This window comes from Streptomyces olivochromogenes (genome assembly GCF_001514115.1).
Classification (GTDB): Bacteria; Actinomycetota; Actinomycetes; order Streptomycetales; family Streptomycetaceae; genus Streptomyces; species Streptomyces olivochromogenes.
Window position 1 is genome coordinate 209987 of sequence record NZ_KQ948463.1, and the last position, 18938, is coordinate 228924.

Annotated in this window: 17 protein-coding genes; 8 read left to right on the plus strand and 9 right to left on the minus strand. The window is 70.9% G+C overall.

Annotated elements, in window-relative coordinates:
• Nucleotides 1–138: 138 nt before the first annotated feature.
• Genes AQJ27_RS31210 through AQJ27_RS31225 form a run of 4 tightly spaced genes read left to right on the plus strand, consistent with a single transcriptional unit; the run spans nt 139 to nt 3734 of the window.
• The gene (locus AQJ27_RS31210) at nt 139–1254 is read left to right on the plus strand and encodes an aliphatic sulfonate ABC transporter substrate-binding protein (RefSeq protein ID WP_067375813.1); all 1116 of its coding nucleotides are present in this window, start codon (nt 139–141) and stop codon (nt 1252–1254) included.
• Between the two features lie 36 nt (nt 1255–1290).
• The gene (locus AQJ27_RS31215) at nt 1291–2079 is read left to right on the plus strand and encodes an ABC transporter ATP-binding protein (protein ID WP_067376000.1); all 789 of its coding nucleotides are present in this window, start codon (nt 1291–1293) and stop codon (nt 2077–2079) included.
• Complete coding sequence (locus AQJ27_RS31220; RefSeq protein ID WP_067375815.1) at nt 2066–2986, plus strand: ABC transporter permease; 921 nt, start codon at nt 2066–2068, stop codon at nt 2984–2986. Before AQJ27_RS31215 ends, AQJ27_RS31220 begins: the two co-directional genes overlap by 14 nt.
• A gap of 7 nt (nt 2987–2993) precedes the next feature.
• A complete protein-coding gene (locus tag AQJ27_RS31225) occupies nt 2994–3734 on the plus strand; it encodes a sirohydrochlorin chelatase (protein ID WP_067375817.1) in 741 nt (246 codons plus the stop codon).
• Between the two features lie 4 nt (nt 3735–3738).
• Here AQJ27_RS31225 and AQJ27_RS31230 read toward each other — a convergent pair whose 3' ends face one another.
• The 3 genes from AQJ27_RS31230 to AQJ27_RS31240 form a co-directional block, all read right to left on the minus strand.
• Nucleotides 3739–6339, minus strand: a complete 2601-nt coding sequence (locus AQJ27_RS31230) for a fibronectin type III domain-containing protein (protein WP_235613800.1) — start codon at nt 6337–6339, stop codon at nt 3739–3741.
• 135 nt (nt 6340–6474) lie between these two features.
• Nucleotides 6475–7101, minus strand: coding sequence for a TIGR03086 family metal-binding protein (locus AQJ27_RS31235; protein ID WP_067376003.1), 627 nt, complete (start codon nt 7099–7101; stop codon nt 6475–6477).
• Between the two features lie 10 nt (nt 7102–7111).
• Nucleotides 7112–8149, minus strand: coding sequence for a ketopantoate reductase family protein (locus AQJ27_RS31240; protein WP_067375820.1), 1038 nt, complete (start codon nt 8147–8149; stop codon nt 7112–7114).
• Nucleotides 8150–8188: 39 nt separating this feature from the next.
• On the opposite strand from AQJ27_RS31240, the gene AQJ27_RS31245 reads away from it, so the two are divergent.
• Together AQJ27_RS31245 and AQJ27_RS31250 are read left to right on the plus strand one after the other, a co-directional pair.
• Nucleotides 8189–9019 (plus strand): aldo/keto reductase, encoded by an 831-nt coding sequence (locus tag AQJ27_RS31245; protein ID WP_067375822.1) that lies wholly within the window; start codon nt 8189–8191, stop codon nt 9017–9019.
• A gap of 34 nt (nt 9020–9053) precedes the next feature.
• Nucleotides 9054–9920 (plus strand): transglutaminase-like domain-containing protein, encoded by an 867-nt coding sequence (locus AQJ27_RS31250; protein ID WP_067375824.1) that lies wholly within the window; start codon nt 9054–9056, stop codon nt 9918–9920.
• Here the strand turns inward: AQJ27_RS31250 and AQJ27_RS31255 are convergent.
• Both AQJ27_RS31255 and AQJ27_RS31260 read right to left on the minus strand, forming a co-directional pair.
• Nucleotides 9901–10278 carry a nuclear transport factor 2 family protein gene (locus AQJ27_RS31255; protein WP_067375826.1) on the minus strand — a complete coding sequence of 126 codons (378 nt, stop codon included), beginning with the start codon at nt 10276–10278 and terminating at the stop codon, nt 9901–9903. The genes AQJ27_RS31250 and AQJ27_RS31255 overlap by 20 nt on opposite strands.
• The gene (locus AQJ27_RS31260; protein WP_067375828.1) at nt 10271–10819 is read right to left on the minus strand and encodes a DUF1697 domain-containing protein; all 549 of its coding nucleotides are present in this window, start codon (nt 10817–10819) and stop codon (nt 10271–10273) included. Before AQJ27_RS31260 ends, AQJ27_RS31255 begins: the two co-directional genes overlap by 8 nt.
• A gap of 276 nt (nt 10820–11095) precedes the next feature.
• Here AQJ27_RS31260 and AQJ27_RS31265 point away from each other — a divergent pair, with 276 nt between their 5' ends.
• Nucleotides 11096–13360: an MMPL family transporter gene (locus AQJ27_RS31265; RefSeq protein ID WP_067375830.1), complete on the plus strand. Its 2265-nt coding sequence runs from the start codon at nt 11096–11098 to the stop codon at nt 13358–13360.
• 78 nt (nt 13361–13438) lie between these two features.
• Here AQJ27_RS31265 and mgt read toward each other — a convergent pair whose 3' ends face one another.
• The 4 genes from mgt to AQJ27_RS31285 form a co-directional block, all read right to left on the minus strand.
• A complete protein-coding gene (gene mgt, locus AQJ27_RS31270) occupies nt 13439–14638 on the minus strand; it encodes a macrolide-inactivating glycosyltransferase (protein WP_067375832.1) in 1200 nt (399 codons plus the stop codon).
• 91 nt (nt 14639–14729) lie between these two features.
• Nucleotides 14730–15989 (minus strand): ABC transporter substrate-binding protein, encoded by a 1260-nt coding sequence (locus AQJ27_RS31275; RefSeq protein ID WP_067376005.1) that lies wholly within the window; start codon nt 15987–15989, stop codon nt 14730–14732.
• 104 nt (nt 15990–16093) lie between these two features.
• Complete coding sequence (locus AQJ27_RS31280; protein ID WP_067375834.1) at nt 16094–16927, minus strand: carbohydrate ABC transporter permease; 834 nt, start codon at nt 16925–16927, stop codon at nt 16094–16096.
• On the minus strand, nt 16924–17859 hold the full coding sequence (locus AQJ27_RS31285; RefSeq protein ID WP_067375835.1) for a carbohydrate ABC transporter permease: 936 nt from the start codon (nt 17857–17859) through the stop codon (nt 16924–16926). Before AQJ27_RS31285 ends, AQJ27_RS31280 begins: the two co-directional genes overlap by 4 nt.
• A gap of 215 nt (nt 17860–18074) precedes the next feature.
• Here AQJ27_RS31285 and AQJ27_RS31290 point away from each other — a divergent pair, with 215 nt between their 5' ends.
• Complete coding sequence (locus AQJ27_RS31290) at nt 18075–18938, plus strand: phosphotransferase enzyme family protein (RefSeq protein ID WP_067375837.1); 864 nt, start codon at nt 18075–18077, stop codon at nt 18936–18938.

An 18938-nucleotide genomic window follows, 5' to 3' on the forward strand; every position in this document is an offset into this window, starting at 1 on the left:
TGTGCGGAATGACGTACGCGCACTGCCTGCGCGCCCTGTCCCCCCACCCGACGTCCCGGATGCGACGACGAAGACCTGCCGACCTCCCGGCCACGACCTGAAAACGTGACCGCCGGGCCAACGAGAGGAACACCTCCCGTGCCTGCCATCCGCTCGAACCTTGTACGCCGTGGCATAGCCGCCGCCGTCGCACTCCCCCTGCTCGCGCTCGCCGCGTGCAGCTACGGCTCCGACTCCAAGGACTCCTCGTCCTCGAAGGAGAAGGTCGCCGCCGGTTCCTCGAAGATCGACGGTGTCGACACCGTGAAGATCGGCTACTTCGGCAACCTCACGCACGCGACCGCGCTGGTCGGCCGCCAGGAAGGCCTCTTCCAGAAGGCGCTGGGCGGCACGAAGGCGGAGTACTCCATCTTCAACGCGGGCCCCTCCGAGATCGAGGCCCTGAACTCGGGCTCGATCGACATCGGTTGGATCGGCCCCTCGCCGGCGATCAACGGCTTCACCAAGTCCCAGGGCAAGAGCCTGCGCATCATCGGCGGCTCGGCGTCCGGTGGCGTGAAGCTCGTGGTGAACCCGAAGAAGATCAAGTCCCTGAAGGACGTCAAGGGCAAGAAGATCGCGACCCCGCAGCTCGGCAACACCCAGGACGTGGCGTTCCTCAACTGGATCGCGGACCAGGGCTGGAAGGTCGACGCGCAGAGCGGCAAGGGCGACGTCTCGGTCGTCCGTACGGACAACAAGATCACCCCGGACGCCTACAAGTCCGGCTCCATCGACGGCGCCTGGGTGCCGGAGCCGACCGCGTCCAAGCTGGTGGCCGAGGGCGGCAAGGTCCTGCTCGACGAGGCCTCGCTGTGGCCCGACAAGAAGTTCGTGATCACGAACATCATCGTGTCGCAGAAGTTCCTCAAGGAGCACCCGAAGGTCGTCGAGGCCGTGCTGAAGGGCTCGGTCGACACCAACAAGTGGATCAACGCCAACCCCGACCAGGCGAAGGCCGCGGCCAACGCCCAGCTGAAGGTCGACTCCGGCAAGGAGCTCCCGGCGAACGTGCTCGACCCGGCCTGGAAGTCCATCCAGATCACCAATGACCCGCTGGCCTCCACCCTCAGCACCGAGGCGGATCACGCGGTCAAGGCGGGCCTGCTGGAGAAGCCGGACCTGAACGGGATCTACGACCTCACGCTCCTGAACAAGGTCCTGGGGGCCGCGGGCGAGAGCACGGTCGCCGACGCCGGTCTCGGCGTCAAGTAAGGACCCACACCGATGAGTTCCCAGGAGGTGACGACCATGGCCACGACCCTCGCCAAGGCCGCCGACGGCGCCGAAGTGGTGGAGCACGCCGCCCGGATCGAGCATGTCTCGAAGTCCTTCGCCGGACCGGCGGGGCCCCAGCTCGTCCTCGACGACATCACCCTCGATGTCGCGCCGGGCGAGTTCGTCACCCTCCTGGGGGCCTCGGGGTGTGGAAAGTCGACGCTGCTCAACCTGGTCGCGGGCCTCGACGCCCCGACCGCGGGCAACATCACGACCAACGGGCGTCCGGCCCTGATGTTCCAGGAGCACGCCCTCTTCCCGTGGCTGACCGCGGGCAAGAACATCGAGCTCGCCCTTCGGCTGCGCGGCGTCGCGAAGTCCGAGCGCCGCGACCGTGCGGAGGAGCTGCTCGAACTCGTCCGGCTGAAGGGCGCGTACGGGAAGCGGGTGCACGAGCTGTCCGGCGGTATGCGCCAGCGCGTCGCGCTGGCCCGCGCGCTCGCCCAGGACAGCCAGATCCTGCTGATGGACGAGCCGTTCGCGGCGCTGGACGCCATCACACGGGACGTCCTGCACGACGAACTGACCCGGATCTGGCGCGAGACCCAGCTGTCCGTCCTCTTCGTCACCCACAACGTGCGTGAGGCGGTGCGGCTGGCCGAGCGGGTCGTCCTGCTGTCCTCGCGCCCCGGCCGGGTGGCCCACGAGTGGCGGGTCGACATCCCGCAGCCGCGTCGCATCGAGGACGCGGCCGTGGCGGAGCTGTCCGTCGAGATCACCGAACAACTGCGTGGGGAGATCCGCCGCCATGGCCAGCACTGAGACGAAGGCCGACGCGGCCGACCAGCCCGTCAAGGACAGCACCGGCGGCGACATGGCGGGCCTGGAAGCGGGCCTCGACGCCCTGGAGACGACCGCGCATTCGGGCCGGCCGGGCTTCCGTCAGACCTTCGTCGAGAAGATACTGCCGCCGCTCGTCGCCATCGCCCTGGTGCTGGTGGTGTGGCAGGCGCTGATCTCGTTCAAGGTCGTCACCGACCCGAGCAAGCTGCCCTCCCCCTCCGACGTCTGGGGCGAGGTCAAGAACGCCTGGCTCGAGGGCACGCTGCTCGGCTACATCTGGACGAGTGTCTCGCGCGGTCTGGTCGGGTTCCTGTTCGCCCTGGTGATCGGTACCCCGCTGGGTCTGCTGGTGGCCCGGGTGAAGTTCGTCCGCGCCGCGATCGGTCCGATCCTCTCCGGGCTCCAGTCGCTGCCCTCCGTGGCCTGGGTGCCGCCGGCCGTCATCTGGCTGGGCCTGAACAACTCGATGATGTTCGCGGTGATCCTGCTCGGTGCCGTCCCCTCCATCGCCAACGGCCTGGTGTCGGGCGTGGACCAGGTGCCGCCGCTGTTCCTGCGGGCGGGCCGCACGATGGGCGCGACGGGCCTGCGCGGGACCTGGCACATCGTGATGCCGGCCGCGCTGCCCGGCTATCTCGCCGGTCTGAAGCAGGGCTGGGCGTTCTCCTGGCGCTCCCTGATGGCGGCGGAGATCATCGCCTCCTCCCCCGACCTGGGCATCGGCCTCGGTCAGCTGCTGGAGAACGGCCGCACCGCCAGTTCCATGTCGATGGTCTTCCTCGCCATCTTCCTCATCCTGTTCGTCGGTATCGCCATCGACCTGCTGATCTTCAGCCCGCTGGAGCGGTGGGTGCTGCGCAGCCGCGGTCTCCTGGTGAAGAGCTGAGCCCGTCATGACGAGTCGTCCGGTCCTCCTGGTCATCGCCCACGGCAGCCGCGATCCGCGTCATGCCGCGACGGTGCACGCCCTCGTACGGCGTGTGCGGGCCCGGCGTCCGGGCCTGCGCGTGGAGACCGGCTTCCTCGACTTCAACATCCCCTCGGTGCCGGCGGTGCTGGAGTCCCTGGCGGCGGAGGGCGTACGCGATGTGGTCGCCCTCCCTCTCCTGCTCACCCGTGCCTTCCACGCGAAGGCGGACATCCCTGCGGTCCTGCGGGAGGCCCCGGCGCGGCTGCGCATCCGCCAGGCAGAGGTGCTCGGCCCTTCCCCGCTGCTGACGGCGGCGCTCGAACGCCGGCTGTACGAGGCGGGGCTGACCCCCGCCGACAAGTCCTCGACGGGGGTCGTACTGGCCTCCGCGGGGTCCACCGACCCGGAGGCGATCGCGGTGATCGCAGAAATCGCGCGGGAGTGGCGGCACACCGGTTGGTGCGCCGTGCGGCCCGCGTTCGCCTCCGCATCCCTTCCGCGCACCGAGGACGCGGTGCGCGAACTGCGCGCCCTCGGCTGCGCACGTGTCGCCGTCGCCCCCTACGTCCTCGCGCCCGGCTTCCTCCCGGACCGCATCGCCCGGGGCGCCGCCGAGGCGGACGTACTGGCCGACGTGCTGGGCCCGGCGCCGGAGGTGGCGCGGGTCCTGCTGGAGCGCTACGACGAGGTACGCGTCCCGGTGCTGACGGCACTCGGCGCCTGAACTCTCACGCCTTGGTGGTGGCCGTCACGGTGGCCGCCGGTCCCGTGCCCGCCGCCGTCACCGTCGCGATCGTGACGGTGTACGAGGTGGCAGGGTTGAGGCCTCCGATCACCCGGAACATGCCCTTCGCGGAGGGCTGGCCGACCAGCACGTCCCGGCCCGTGACGTCGATCGGGGCGCGGCCGTCGGAGACTGTGACGCGGTAGCCGACGACCCTGGCGTCGCCGGTCGCCGTCGGCGGGGTCCAGGCCACGGTGGCCGCGGTGGACGCCGTACGCAGCTTGGGGCCGGTCGGTGCGCCCGGCAGCGCGGTCACGGTGGTCGGGGTCAGCGGGAGCGAGGCGAGCGACGGGGCGCTGGTGCCGTGGGCGTTGCTCGCGGTGACGGTGACCGTGAGGGGGCCGGCCGACGCGGGCAGTCCACCGATCCGTACGACCGCCGTGCGCTTGAACTCTGCCGCGCCGACGGCCTGTTCGCCCATCTGGCGTCCGGACGCGTCGTACGCCCGCGCCGTGTAGCCGGTCACCGGTGAACCGCCGTCCACGAAGCTCGGGTTGAAGGTGACGTACAAGGCGTCGGCGCCCGCCGTGCTCGTACCGACGCGCGAGGGTGCCTCCGGGGTGGAGACGGCGCCGACGCGGCGGTTCAGCAGTCCGCGATGGGCGGGTTCGAGTCCCGCGTTGCCGATGATCTGCGACGGTACGTCGGACGGGGCCGTCATGATCTTGTTGCCGGTCGTCACCAGGCCCTTGTTGTCGCCGTCGGCGGTTCCCTCCTCCCACCAGTTGTCCTTGACGAGGGTCGGGTCGTTGTTGCCGAGGGTGTCGCGGTAGTCGGTGTGGCGGGAGGCGACGTTGGCGTAGGAGGCGTTGTAGAGGACGTTGCCCTCGACCGTCTCGTAGGTGCAGCCGTTGTCGGTGTAGACGTTCTTGCCCAGGCCCCACTGGTCGTGGATGACGTTGCCGGTGACCTTCTCGCCGTCGGCCAGGGAGGTGCCCGTCAGTCCCTGGGTGTAGATGCCGCCGCCGTCGTCGAGCATCTGCATGTAGTCGAAGATCAGGTTGTCGCGGACCGTGTTGTCGTGGCTGGGGTTGGGGGTCGCCGGGTCGCCGATCTTGTCGGGCCAGCCGCCCCAGCCGAGGGAGACGGCGCTGTAGCCGACGTGGTCGATCTGGTTGTGGGCGATCGTGGTGCTCTGGGTCCAGCCGTTGAGGATCGCCACGCCGCCGTGGAACTCGCGGGGCAGGCCGTAGAGGTGATTGTCCGTCACCTGGACTCCGGAGGCGGGGGTCTGTCCGTCCACTCCGCCGATCTCCAGTCCGTTGCCGGAGATGTCGGTGAAGACGCTGCCGCTGACCGTGGAGTCCTTCGAGCCGATGCCCAGGTCGAGGCCGGAGGCGCCGAGATGGGCGAAGACGTCGTCGCCGAACGCGATGCGCTGCCCGTGGGCGAAGGAGACGTTGCCCGGCATCTTCGTCCAGGACGCGAAGGGGCAGGTGCCGCCCTCGACGTACTGGCACAGGCCCTGGGTCGCCCAGCCCTTCTCGCCGGTGATGGTGTAGCCCGCCTGGATCTCGGAGAAGCCCTCGGGCCCCGAGGGGGTGAGCCAGGTGGCGTAGCTGAACTGCAGGCCGCGGAAGGCGAGGTCGTGGACGGGCGCGGCGGCGGTGCCCCGTCCGTCGATCAGCTTCTCGGCCTGTGCCGCCTCGACGTCGGCGCGCGCGAGGTTCTCGCCCTTGCGGGGCAGGTAGTAGACCCGGTGCGCGGTGCGGTCGAGGTACCACTCGCCGGGCTGGTCCAGGAGTTCGTAGGCGTTCTCGATGTACGTCGCCCTGCCGCCGTTGGTGAGGTGGCCGGGCCCGACCATGCTGACCGTGCGGCCGGGGATGTCCGGGAACTCGACACGCTTGTTGGAGTTGTCCCAGCACGGCTGGACCATCGTGATCGTGGTGCCCTCGGCGGCGGCGACGCGGCAGCGCGGCTCGGTCCACTGGCCCAGGCCGTTGCGCTCGACGTTCCACAGGGACTCGCCGCTGGTGTAGACGAACTCGGCGTCGGAGGGGTGCTTCCAGTGCGCGAGGGTGTCGGAGGACGCCGTGTATCCGGTGGCGGTCTGGGTGAGGGTCACCGGCACGGCCCCGCGGGCGCGCTGGGCGCGCACCCCGTCGACGTACAACTGCCGGGTGTCGGTGAGCCCTTGGGGAGCGGGCGCGGACCACAGGCCCGGACTCCCGGTGACCGGGCGCCAGCCCTGGACCTGCCGGCCACCGCTGACGACGGTGTTCCCGGTGCCCTGCCAGATCACCTGGTGGCCGCCGGTGCCCGAGTCCCGGGCGTCGAGGGTGAGGGGTGCGGTCCGTCGGTAGGTACCCGAGGCGAGGTGGACCGTCAGGTCGCCCTTCATCCCCGTGACGCGCTCGCGGACGAGGTCGCGGGCGCGTTCCAGGGTGCGTACGGGGTGGCGGGCGGTGCCGTTCGCATGGTCGTTCCCGCTCGGGGAGACGTAGAGGTCGGAGGTCGCGGGCTGGGCGGAGGACACGGCGCCCGGGATTCCGAGGGCCAGGACCGTGGAGATCAGGGTGACTAGGGCGGCTCTTCGGCGCATGGGCATGTTCCCCTCCCGTGGGATCAGCCTGTACCAACGCCGAGAAAGGTAGGATCTATGACGCGTCACCGTCAATGAATGCGACAGGAACGGCGTAACTCCCTTCTGCCGGACACCTATTCATCCGAGCGGCGTTCATGTCCCAGACTGCTGTTCAGCCGATGGACGTCGGGCCTGCCGCGGATCCCGGCCGCTGTGCGCCAGGGCCCGGTCGAACAGGGGTGCGTCGTCGGGAACCGGCACCGGGTCGGCGAAGCCGTCGTACCGGCGGTAGAGGTCGGCGTGCGTGTCGACGACGTCCAGAACGAACCGGGCCGCGCCGTCCGAGATCCGCAGCTCCTGGCCGGTGGCCGTCGCGACGTCCCAGCCGTGCACCGCCATCTCCTTGACGATCATCGAGGCGATGTCGGCGGCGGGCATCTTCGCCGTCCCGAGCTCGACCTCGCCCTCCCACACCGCGGGGTCGTCCCAGGCGGCCACGGCACGGTCGAGCTGCTCGGCGTACGCCCGCGCCCAGCCGGGATCCGCCGTGAAGTCGCGGCCGGTCAGCTCCTCGGAGAGCTGCTTGCGCAGCGCACGGTGCTCCAGGCCGTGCGAGGTGTAGAGGACCCAGTGGTTCACCAGGGTGCGCAGGTCCCAGTCCGGGCAGTGCGTGGGACCTGGCTCCGCCAGCTGCGCCGCCGTGACACCGCCGGCCACCCGGGCGGCCTCGGCGGCGCATTCCACCATGTACGGGTGCACGTTCTTGTACGGATTGCTCATGCGCTCCACGCTAGGGACGCGGCGCGCGCTCCTCTTGAACAAACGCGACAGCCTCGTCGGCCAGGCGTACGAGCTCCGCGACCGGCAGCGACCCCGCCGCCCTGCGCTCGCGCGCGAAGGTGTTCGCGAGCCGCTGGAGCAGCTCGTTGAGCGGGGTCGGCACACCGTGCAGCCGGCCGAGGAGGACGATCTCGCCGTTGAGGTAGTCGGCCTCGATGGTGCCGGTGCCGCGGTCGAGGGACTGCCAGGAGGAGCCGCCGCCGCGTTCGGAGCCGTCGAAGGGCTCGAACCTGATCTTGTTGCCGCGGGCCTTCTTCTGCTCCTCCTCGCCGGTGTACGCGATGTCGGCGGCCGCCAGCACCGCCTCGCCCTCCGCGCGCACCCGCGCGAAGAGCGCCAGGCCCTCCTCGCTGGTCAGGACGCCGCTGACCGCCTCGATCGCGTTGGCGAGATTGCCGAGCAGCTTGGCGTACTGCCAGCGCGCCACGTCCGGCACGACCGGTGCCTCGAAGTGGGCCTTCTCCAGGTCGGCGGCGATGCGGCGGGCCGTCTCGTCCGTGCCGTGCGGATGACGGCCCAGGTGCAGGATTCCGGTGAGCGGGGCGCCCGCCGCCGACACCGCACCCGGCTCGACGAGGGTCGCGGGCAGCCAGACGCAGACGCCGTACACCCGGCGGAAGCGGCGCAGCGCGATCCGGGGGCTCTCCACCCCGTTCTGCGCGCAGACCAGCGGCAGCCGTTCGGCGGCCGTGCCACCGCCCGCCACGGGGGCCGGGCCCCACGCCTCCAGGGCCGCCTCGCTGTCCTGCGTCTTCACCGCCAGGACCAGTACGTCGTCGGGGCGCAGCTCTCCGAGCGCCGCGGGCCCGTCGACCGTGGGCAGCCGGTGCGTACGTGTCCCCTCCGAGGTCATGAGCCGCAGCCCGTGTGTGCGCAGCGCCTCGTAGTGCGCTCCCCGCGCGACCAGTGCCACCTCGTGGCCCGCCTCGGCCAGCCGGCCGCCGATGGCCCCGCCGACCGCTCCCGCTCCGATGATGATGTAGCGCATGGGGACGAGCCTCGCACAGTCGTGTGTACCCTCCATTAAATGGTTTCGGAAAGCTTCCCCCTCGGCGGTCGGTCGCCGGTGCGGCGGCTCGGCTACGGCACCGCCCAGTTGACCGGTCCCGGCTACTGGGGGTCGCGCGGGGACGCCCGGGACGCGGTGGCCGTGCTGCGGCGGGCCGTCGGACGCGGGGTCACCCTCGTCGACACCGCGGACAACTACGGTCCCTCGATCGCCGAGAAGCTGGTCGCCGAGGCCCTGTACCCGTACGCCGAGGGCCTGTTGATCGCGACCAAGGGCGGCGTCGTGCGCACCGGCGACCGTGCCTGGCACGTCGACGGGCGGCCCGGGCGGTTGCGGGCGATGTGCGAGGCGAGTCTGCGGCGGCTGCGGCTGGAGGCGATCGACCTGTATCAGTTGCACCGGCTCGACCCGGCCGTGCCGATGGCCGAACAGCTGGGCGCGCTCGACGAGTTGCGCGCGGAGGGCAAGATCCGGCACATCGGTCTCGACTCCGTCACCGCCGAACAGCTGGAAGAGGCGCTGGAGTTGACGGACATCGCCTCGGTCCAGAACCGCTTCAACCTGCTCGACCGCGCATCGGAGCCGCTGCTGAAGCTGTGCGAGGCGCGCGGCATCGCCTTCCTGCCCTGGTTCCCGCTGGGCAACGGCTCCCTCACCGCCGACCCCGAGTGCGCCCGGATCGCCGCCGCGCACGGGGCGACACCGGGGCAGATCGCCCTGGCCTGGCTGCTGCACCGCTCCCCGGTGCTGTGCCCGACCCCGGGCACGGGATCCCTCGCCCATCTGGAGGAGAACCTCGACGCGGGCGCGGTGCGGCTCACCGCCGAGGACATGGCGGCGCTGGGTTGACCCTGCCCCTGGGGCAAGGACGAGGATCCCGGGCATGGACCAGTACCTGAAACAGACGCCGTACAGCGATCCGGGCGACGCCCTGGACCTCGGCGGACTGCCCCGTGACCCGGGGCAACTCGCCCATGTCGTCAGAGATCTGATCATCCATCGGGGCGAGGGCCCGCGCTTCGACTACGCCATCCCCGAGGAACGGGTGCACGAGGACGCGGAGTCGCGTTACGCGACGGAGGTGCTGCGGATCCTCGCGGAGCGCGGGGACGCGCCGCTCACCGAACGGCGGGCGCCCGCGGAGCGGTTCGTGGGCACGTGCCGGGACTTCGCGCTGCTGCACTGCTCCCTGCTGCGGGCCACGGGGACGGCCGCCCGGCTCCGCTGTGGCTTCGCCCGGTACTTCGACGCGTACTACGCCGACCACTGGGTCACCGAGTACCGCCTGCCGGACGGCAGTTGGCGGCTGGCCGACCCGCAGGTCCACCACGAGTACGACGTCGGCTTCGACCCGATGGACGTGCCGCGCGACCAGTTCCTGGTGGCCACGGACGCCTGGCGGACGTGCCGCGAGGGAGGAGCCGACCCCCGGAGGTTCGGCGTGTTCGACCTCAACGGGATCGAGGGCCTGTCGTATCACGGCCTGTGGTTCGTCCGCGCCGACGTCCTGCGCGACCTGGCCGCCCTCAACGGCGTCGAGCTACTGCCCTGGGACGCCTGGGGCCCGGAGATCCTCGACGACGCCGCGCTCGACGCGGACGAGCTCGCCCTGATCGACTCCGTCGCCGCCGCCGGCAGCGAGGAGGAGCTCCGGCGCCTGTACCGGGACCCGAGGCTGACGGTCCCGGACGAGATCGTCTCGTACACCACCTATGGCGGCGTACGAAAGGTCACTCTGGGTCGGACCTGAACGGTGTGCCCTGGTGGAAGTACAGGCGCCAGCCGTCCTCCGTCCGCCGCCACAGCGAACTCCGGTGCACCCGGCGGCCGTTGTCCTCCTCCGTGTCGAAGGTGAGGTGGACCAGGTCGGGTGCGAGCTGGACGCCCTTCATCCGTGAGGCGGTGAGGGGCCGCGACCCGGGCGCGGCGTTGCCGGTCAGTTCGGCGAGGACGGAGGCGCGGTCCCACAGCCGCCCGGAGCTGCCGAACTCGTAGAAGTCGGGGTGGAGCAGTGCTCCGAGCCGCTCCGGGGAGCGGCGGACCTCCGCGTCGAGCAGCCTCAGTTCGCCCATGATGGCGGCCTCCACGGCGGGGTTGTGCTCAGACACCGGTCAGCTCCTCGAGTTTGACGACCGTGTTCCAGTTGCGGGTGGTGGCGGTGATGCCCTTGAGGAGCCGCGGCCTCGACAGGGCCTCGGCGAGCTTGGAGCGTCCCAGGCCGTCGGGTGCGTACAGATAGAGCGCCCGGTCGCCGAGGCGGAACTCCTCCGGCAGGAACACCGCCGGGTCGACCGAGGCGAAGCGCTCGGGGTCGACAGCGTCCGAGAAGTAGGTGACGTGCAGCTGCTTGGCCTCCAGTTCGGCGGCCGGGAACGGGCACGCCTCCCGTACGGCCCTCAGATAGGCGTGGTCACGGACCAGTACGCCGACGCCGAAGCCGAAGTGCTTCTCTATTGCCTCGGCCAACTCGGCCGCCAGGGAGTCCTCGTCACCGCGGTCGGCGGAGAAGACGGCGTTGCCGCTCTGGAGATACGTCTGTACGTCGCCGTGGCCGAGTTCCCCGAGCAGTGTGCGGAGCTCGGCCATCGGCACCTTTTTGTTGCCGCCCACGTTGATCCCGCGCAGCAGTGCCGCATACGTCGTCGTCATCCGCACACCATAGGACGGTCGTCGGGCCCAGGTGGATCAACACCCGCACCCCGGTCCCGATCGGCGGCCGCACCCTGATCCGGATCCCCGAGAGGCCCGGATAGGTGTAGGGGGCCTCTGTCCTCCCCAGTGCGGAGGCGACGGGGTCCGCGGGGAGGAGCCGGGGGTCCCGGGGTTCATCGGGCAGTACGAGGAGACGTTCTTATACGGCCCCTACCTTCATAAGCAGAGGTGACGGCAGGGGGCTGTCACCGTGCACAAGGGGGCTGGCCCGTCATGGGGAACGGAGACATACGGGTGCGGGGCATCGCCGCGCGGGCAGGCGGCTGGAGCGCCCGGCACCGATGGGCCGCCGTGGGTATCTGGGTGCTGTTCGTCGTCCTGGCGATGGGGCTCGGCTCGGCGGCGGGCCGCGTCGACGTCAAGGAGAGCGATCAGCTCAAGGGCGAGACCCACACCGCCGCGAAGATCATCGAGGACTCGGGGATCAAGGCCCCGGCCGGTGAGAGCGTCCTGATCCAGGGGAAGGACGCGAGCGTCAAGGCGACGGACGCCGACTTCCGCGCCGCCGTCACCGCCGTCGTCAAGGCCGTCGAGGGGACCGGCAAGGTCACGGACGTGACCTCCCCGTACGACACCAAGACGATCTCCCGGGACGGGCGCAGCGCGCTCGTGCAGTTCGACATGCGGGGCGACGCGGAGACCGCGGGCGACCGCGTCGAGCCGGTGCTGAACGCCGTCAAGGACGTCCAGAAGGACCATGCGGGGCTGCGGATCGAGGAGATCGGCGGCGCCAGCATGCAGAAGACCTTCTCCGACGCGTTCGGCGACGACTTCAAGAAGGCCGAGTACTCCGCGGTGCCGGTGGCCCTCGGTATTCTGCTGATCGCCTTCGGCGCCCTGGTGGCGGCGCTGCTCCCGGTGGCGCTCGCGGTCACCGCGATCATGGCGACGATGGGCCTGATGGGCATCGTCAGCCACCTCCAGCCGATGAGCGACACCGCCAACTCCGTGATGCTCCTGGTGGGTCTGGCCGTCGGCGTCGACTACTGCCTGTTCTATCTGCGCCGTGAGCGCGAGGAGCGCGAGGCCGGCCGGGACGCCGGTGCCGCGCTGCGGATCGCCGCCGCCACCAGTGGCCGCGCCATCGTCGTCTCCGGTGTCACGGTGTGCGTGGCGATGGCCGGCATGCTCTTCACCGGGCTCGCCGAGTTCGAGGCGATGGGGCTGGCCTCGCTGATGGTCGTGGCGGTCGCCATGGTCGGCTCGGTCACCGTGCTGCCCGCGCTGCTCTCGCTGCTCGGCGAGCGGGTCGAGAAGGGCCGCCTGCCGTTCCTGCACCCGGACAAGCGGCGCGCCAGGGGCAAGCGCGTCCGGTCCGCCGAGGAGGGCAGCCGGTTCTGGAGCGCGGTACTGCGGGTCGTGCTCGCCAAGCCCGCCGTCTCGCTGGTCGTCGCGGCCGGTGCGCTGCTGGCCATCGCCGCTCCCGCCCTCGGCATGAAGACGCAACAGCTGACGCTGGACAAGGAGTTCGGCAACTCGCTGCCGATCGTGGGGACGTACAACCGGGTCAACGACGCCTTCCCGGGCGGCTCCGAGCCGGCCGAGGTGGTCGTCAAGGCGCACGACATCGACGCCGCCGACGTGAAGGCCGCGCTCGCCGACTTCCGTACACAGGCCATCAGTTCGGGCGCCTCGCTCGGCCCGGTCGACATCAAGGTGCACGAGGCGCAGAACGTCGCCTTCGTGTACGTGCCCCTCGTGGGCGGCTCCGACCAGGACAAGGCGGAGAAGAGCCTTCAGCTGCTGCGCGACAAGGTGCGGCCCGACACGCTCGGCAAGGTCGACGGCGTCCAGGCGCCGATCACCGGACAGGTCGCCGGATCGCACGACTTCAGTGACCAGTTGCTGGGCTCGGTGGCCCCGGTCTTCGCGTTCGTGGTCGTCTTCGCCTTCCTGCTGATGCTGCTCTCGTTCCGCTCGCTGACGATCGCGATCACCTCGATCGTGCTCAACCTCCTGTCGGTCGCGGCGGCCTACGGCATCCTGGTCGCCGTCTTCCAGCACGGCTGGGGCGCCTCGCTGGTGGGCGCGGAGGGTGTGGGCGCCATCATCACCTGGCTGCCGCTGTTCCTCTTCGTGATCCTGTTCGGGCTCTCGATGGACTACCACGTGTTCGTGGTCTCGCGGATCCGTGAGGCGCGGCTGCGGGGCCGGGACACCAAGGACGCGATCCGGCACGGGGTGGTCACCACGGCCGGTGTCGTCACCAGTGCCGCCGTCATCATGGTCGCCGTCTTCGCGATCTTCGGGACGCTGTCCATGCAGTCCATGAAGCAGATGGGTGTGGGCCTGGCGGCCGCGGTGCTCATCGACGCGACGATCATCCGCGGGGTGCTGCTGCCGGCCGTGATGGCGCTGCTCGGCGAGCGCAACTGGTATCTGCCGAAGTGGCTGAACCGGCTGCCGGACTTCACCCACGACGAGTCGCCGGAGGCCGTGCTCCCGCCGGCCCGGGAGGGCGAGCGGGCCGGGGTGTGACCCCGTGACCGCCTAGGCATCAGGGCCTGTTGGTTCCTCAGGGGACCAACAGGCCCTTTGTCCATGCGCCCCTCTCGCCTACGCGCCCGCCGACAGCTCGGCCTCGATGAGGTCGGCCGCCCGCCCGGTGCCGCCCTCTCCCGCCAGGCGCTCCTGGATCTCCCGCAGGCGACGCGCCACCGCAGGGTCCTCGACCAGGGCGAGGACCGCCTCCCGCAGGGTCTCGGCCGTGACCTCCGCCATCGGCAGGTGGCGGGCCACGCCCAGCGCCTGGAGCAGGTCGGCGTTGCCGAACTGGTCGACGGCCTGCGGTACGGCGACCATCGGGGTGCCGGTGGCCAGCCCCTCCTGGCTGCCGCCCGCACCGGCGTGTGTGATGAACGCGTCGGCCTGGCGGAGGATCGCGAGCTGCGGCACCCACGGGTGGACCTCCACGTTGCCGGGCACCTCTCCCAGCTCCGCGGGGTCGACGAAGCGGCCGATCTGCAGCACGACGTGCCAGCCCGGCAGCCCGCCGAAGGCCTCGACGCACGTGCGGTAGAAGGCGGGCTGCTTGGTGAAGGTGGAACCCAGCGACACGAGCAGCACCTTCTCGGCGTCCGCGGGCCGCCGCCAGTCCCCCTGCGCGGCGCGGTCGCCCTGACAGGCGCCGACGAAGGTGTACCGCTTCTCGTCGACGCGGTCGGCGTTCGGCTGGAGGGCCTCGGGGATGAGGACGAGGCACCGGTCGGGGCGGCCCATGAAGTCCTCGACGCTCAGGTCCATGCCGTTCTCCGCGATCCAGCGCGCGAAGGTGTCGTAGAACGCCTTTCCGCGCGGGGTCCGCTTGAGCGGCTCGAACAGCGGCTTGCCGACCTCCTCGTCGTACCCCTCCCAGGCGACGAGGTTCGGTGAGAGCTGCACGATCGGGACGCCCCAGCGGTGGGCGAGCACCCGGGCCGGGTACGCGGTGATGTCGTACAGCACGAGGTCCGGTTCGTCACCCTCGTAGGCCGCCGCGAGTTGCGGCTCGGCCTGCAGGGCGTCCGTCAGGAACGGCTCGATGTTGTCGATCAGCTCGGTCCCCCATGCCTCCGGGTCGTCGTCCGTGGGCAGGGTCGAGTGCCACAGCCTCGGCTCGGCCCCCGTCTCGGCGACCTTCTCGGCGAAGGCGGGCGGAATCGCGTACGTCACACGGTGATCGCGCGCCACGAGCTCGCGGATCACCTCGATGCTCGGGTTCACGTGCCCGTGGGCGGCGATGGAGAACATGGCGATGTGGGCGGGGCGAGTGGTCATGCGAGGACCCTAGGCAAGACGAGACGTCTCGTCCAACCTGTTTTCGCTCGTGCCGACGGCCACCCGCCACCTCGGGACCAGCCCTGACCACTCACCTCTGGTAGCGGGCCAGCACCAGGTTCCCGTCCCTCACCAGCCGCTTTCTCAGCTCGGCGAGCCCGATCGCCCCGCTGTAGTACTCCTGGAACGCGGGGGTCGCCACCTTGTCCTTCCACTCGGGATAGCCGCGCACGGACTGGGCGGGGGCCGGGCGGAGGTGGGAGGCGAGGGCGGCGCCGGTCGCCCAGCCGTCCTTGGCGGTGTGCAGGGCGGGGTCCTTGAGTGCCTCGGTCCCGGTCGGCAGCATCCAGTCGCCGAGGGCGAGGCGGACCATGTTCTCGGGCCGGAGCAGGAAGTCGATGAACGCGGCGGCCTCCTTCTTGTGCGGGCTGTCGGCGGCGATGGACAGGGTCTGCGGGCTGACGCCCTGGGTGAGCCCGTCCGCGCCGGCCGGGGCGGGCAGCACCTGCCAGTCGAAGCCCTTCGGCGCCTGCTGCACGATCTGCTGGCGGTAGGAGAACCCGAGTGGCACCATCGCGTACTTCCCGCCGAAGAAGCCGGGCAGTGTGTCGGAGCCGCCCATGCCGAGCGTGGCACCGGAGGCGCTGGCGTCGGTGTTCACCTCGTCGTGCACGGTCCTCGGCACCACCGCGTCGGCCGTGTCGAAGCGGACGGTCACCTTGCCGTCGGCACCCCGGTGAAACAGCTGACCGCCGGTGGAGAGGGAGAGGTTGAGCGTCGCCGAGACGGGTTCCCTGAGCGGCCAGGCGACGCCGTACCTGCCCTTGCCGCTCAGCCGCTTAGCGACCGCACGGAACTCGCCCCAGGTCCAAGGCCGTTCGGGCGTCGGAATGCGGACGCCCGACGCCCTCAGCCATCCCGCGTTGGCGATCAGGACGCGTGGCTCCTGGAGGAAGGGCACGCCGTAGACGCCGCCCCCGAAGGTCGCGGTGTCCCAACTGTGCTGCGGGATGTCGGACTTGAGCCGCTCGGGCAGCAGGGTGCGCAGATCGGCGAGATAACCGCCGTAGGCGAAGTCCGCCAGGTCGTCCGAGGCGTCGTGGATGATGTCCGGCGCCTCACCGCCCTCGAAGGAGGTGAGCAGCTGGTCGTGGACGCTGTCCCAACTGCCCTGGACGTACTCGACCTTGACGTCCGGATGGGTGGCGTTCCACTCCTTCACCAGCGCCTTGTTCGCGGCGACGGACTCCGCCTGCCAGGCCAGGGACTGGAAGCGCAGGGTGATCCGGCCGCCCTGCGATCCGCTGCCGCCACCGGAGCAGGCCGTGCCCAGCAGGAGCAGCAGCCCCATGACCAGCGCGACGCGACCCCTCGCGCGCACCGGCTTCAGACGTATCGACCTCCCGCGCATCGACCTCCCGCGCTTCGGCTTCTCGCGCATCCGCTCCCCGCGCATCAGCTCTTCACCGCCCCGGCGAGCATGCCGCCCGTGATCCGCTTCTGGATGATCGCGAAGACGACCAGGGACGGCAGGGTCGCGAGGGTCGCCGCCGCGGCGAGCGGGCCGAGGTCCGCGACCCCCTCCGCCCCGATGAAGTGCGTGAGGACGACCGGGAGGGTCTGCTTCTCGGGGGTCTTGAGCAGCACGAGCGCGAAGAAGAACTCGTTCCACGCGCTGATGAACGCGAACAGCGCCGTCGCCACGATGCCGGGCGCGAGCAGCGGAGCGGTGACGGAGAGGAGCGTCCGCGTCCTTCCCGCGCCGTCGACCGCCGCGGCCTCCTCCAACTCGGCGGGCACGGCCCGTACGTACCCCACCAGCATCCACAGCGCGAACGGCAGCGCCCACACCACGTACACCATGATCAACCCGAGTAGTGAGTCGATCAGCCGCAGGTTCTTCAGGACCAGGAACAGCGGGATGATCACGAGCACGAACGGGAACGCCTGGCTGACCACGACCCATCCCGTGGCGGCCTTCGCGAGCGGGGTGCGGTGGCGCGCCATGACGTAGGCCATGGGGGTCGCGATCAGTACGGCGACGACCGCCGCGCCGAGGGCCGCGAGCAGGGAGTTGAGCGCGGCGTGCAGCAGCGGCTGCTCGCCGAAGGCCTGGCGGAAGTTGGCGAGGGTGGGGCTCCGGGGGATCCAGGTGGGGTGGAGACTGGCCAGCTCCCGGGCCGGTTTGAACGCGGTGGAGATCAGCCAGAGGAAGGGGAAGGCCAGGAAGACGAGATAGGCGAGCAGGGCGAGGTACTGGCCCGCGCGGGCCCCTTTGCGGGTCTTCACGCGTCCTCGTCTCCCTTCAGCCGGCCTGCCAGCCGGATCGCGAGCAGCACCGAGATCACCGCGACCATCACGCAGCCCATGGCCGCCGCGTAGCCGAACTGCCCGTAGCGGAAGGCCTCTTCGTAGGCGAAGAGCATGGGGAGCCGGGTCCGGCCGCCGGGTCCGCCGTTGGTCAGCACATAGACCAGGGCGAAGGAATTGAAGTTCCAGATAAAATTCAGCGCCGTGATGGCGAGGGCGATCGGTCTCAGGGCGGGCCAGGTGACGGTCAGAAAGCGGCGCCAGGCGCCCGCGCCGTCCATCGCGGCCGCCTCGTGGAGTTCGCGCGGCGTGTTCTGCAGCCCTGCGAGCAGCGCGACCGTGGTCTGCGGCATGCCCGCCCAGACGCCGACGACGATCACCGCGGGCAGGGCGGTGCCGAGACCGCTCAGCCAGTCGTGGCCCTCGCCGAGGCCGAGGTCGCGCAGGGTCTCGTTGAGGATGCCCGCGTCGGGGTTGTAGACGAGCCGCCACATGATGCCGACGACGACCTCGGGCATGGCCCAGGGAATGATCGCGAGGGCGCGGGCGAGCGGGCGCAGGCGGAGGTCCTGGTCGAGAAGAAGCGCGAGGCCCAGGGCGAGGAGGAACTGCGGCACGGTCACCCCGACCGCCCACAGCAGTCCGATCCGGAACGAGTCCCAGAACAGGGTGTCGTGCAGCAGGTCCTGGAAGTTGAGCGCCCCGATCCACTGTGTGGGCGCGGTCCGGCCCGACTGCGCGTCGGTGAACGCCAGCGCGATCCCGTAGAGCAGCGGTCCGACGCTGAGCACCAGGATCGGGATCAGTGCGGGCAGCACCAGGAACCAGGCCCCGTGGTCGACGGGGCGCCGCCTCCCGCCCGTATCGGGCATGCGCGTCGCCGGCCGCCTGGTCGCGCTCGCCAATGTCATGGAATCGGCTCCTTTGCGCGACTCATGGCGGTCTGGCCGTCCCGGCGGCCCCCGTCATGGTCCTGACGGAGGCGGAGGTCGTCAAGACTCCTCGCACGCGGTCCGACCTGTGCGAATGCGACACTGGCCGACGGATGGCGGGAACGTGACGCCTTACCCGAAGGTCGTACACGAGGGTCGTGCACGGGCTGTGCGCGAGGACACGGAGGCGAAGGATGGACGAGGCACGGGCGCGGGACGTCCTGGCCGCGGCTGAGGTGCTGCCCGGGCCGGCGTGGGACGCGACGCTCCTCGCTCTGGGCGAGAACGCGGTGTTCGCCGCCGGTGACCTGGTGGTCAAGGTGGGGCGCGATGCCGAACTCCTCGACCGCGCCCGGCGGGAACTGGACATCGCCGCGTGGCTCGCCGAGGCGGGCGTTCCCGCGGTGCGGGCGGCCGAGACCGAGGCTGTGCTGGTGGACGGCCACCCGGTGACGGTGTGGCACCGGCTGCCCGATCCCGTACGCCCCGCCGAGCCACGGGATTTGGCCGAACTGCTACGGGTGGTGCACGCACTGCCCTCCCCCTCCTTCCCCCTGCCGCCGCGCGAGCTGCTGGGCGGGGTGGAGCGCTGGCTGCGGCTCGCGGGCGAGGCGATCGACCCCGCGGACGCGGCATATCTGCGGGCGCGGCGCGACGGCTTCGCGGACGCCGCGGCCGCGCTCACCCCGCATCTCGCGCCCGGCCCGATCCATGGCGACGCGTTGCCCCGCAATGTGCACGTGGGCCCCGACGGCCCGGTCCTGGTCGACCTGGAGACCTTCTCCGCCGATCTGCGCGAGCACGACCTGGTGGTCATGGCGCTCTCCCGCGACCGCTACGGGCTGCCCGCCGAGGCCTACGACTCCTTCACCGAGGTCTACGGCTGGGATGTGCGCGCATGGGAGGGCTGCTCCGTGCTCCGGGGCGCCCGCGAGACCGCCAGCTGCGCCTGGGTGGCCCAGCACGCGCCGAGCAACCCGAAGGCCCTGGCCGAGTTCGAACGACGGGTGGCGTCGCTGCGGGACGGGGACGAGACCGTGCGCTGGTACCCCTTCTGA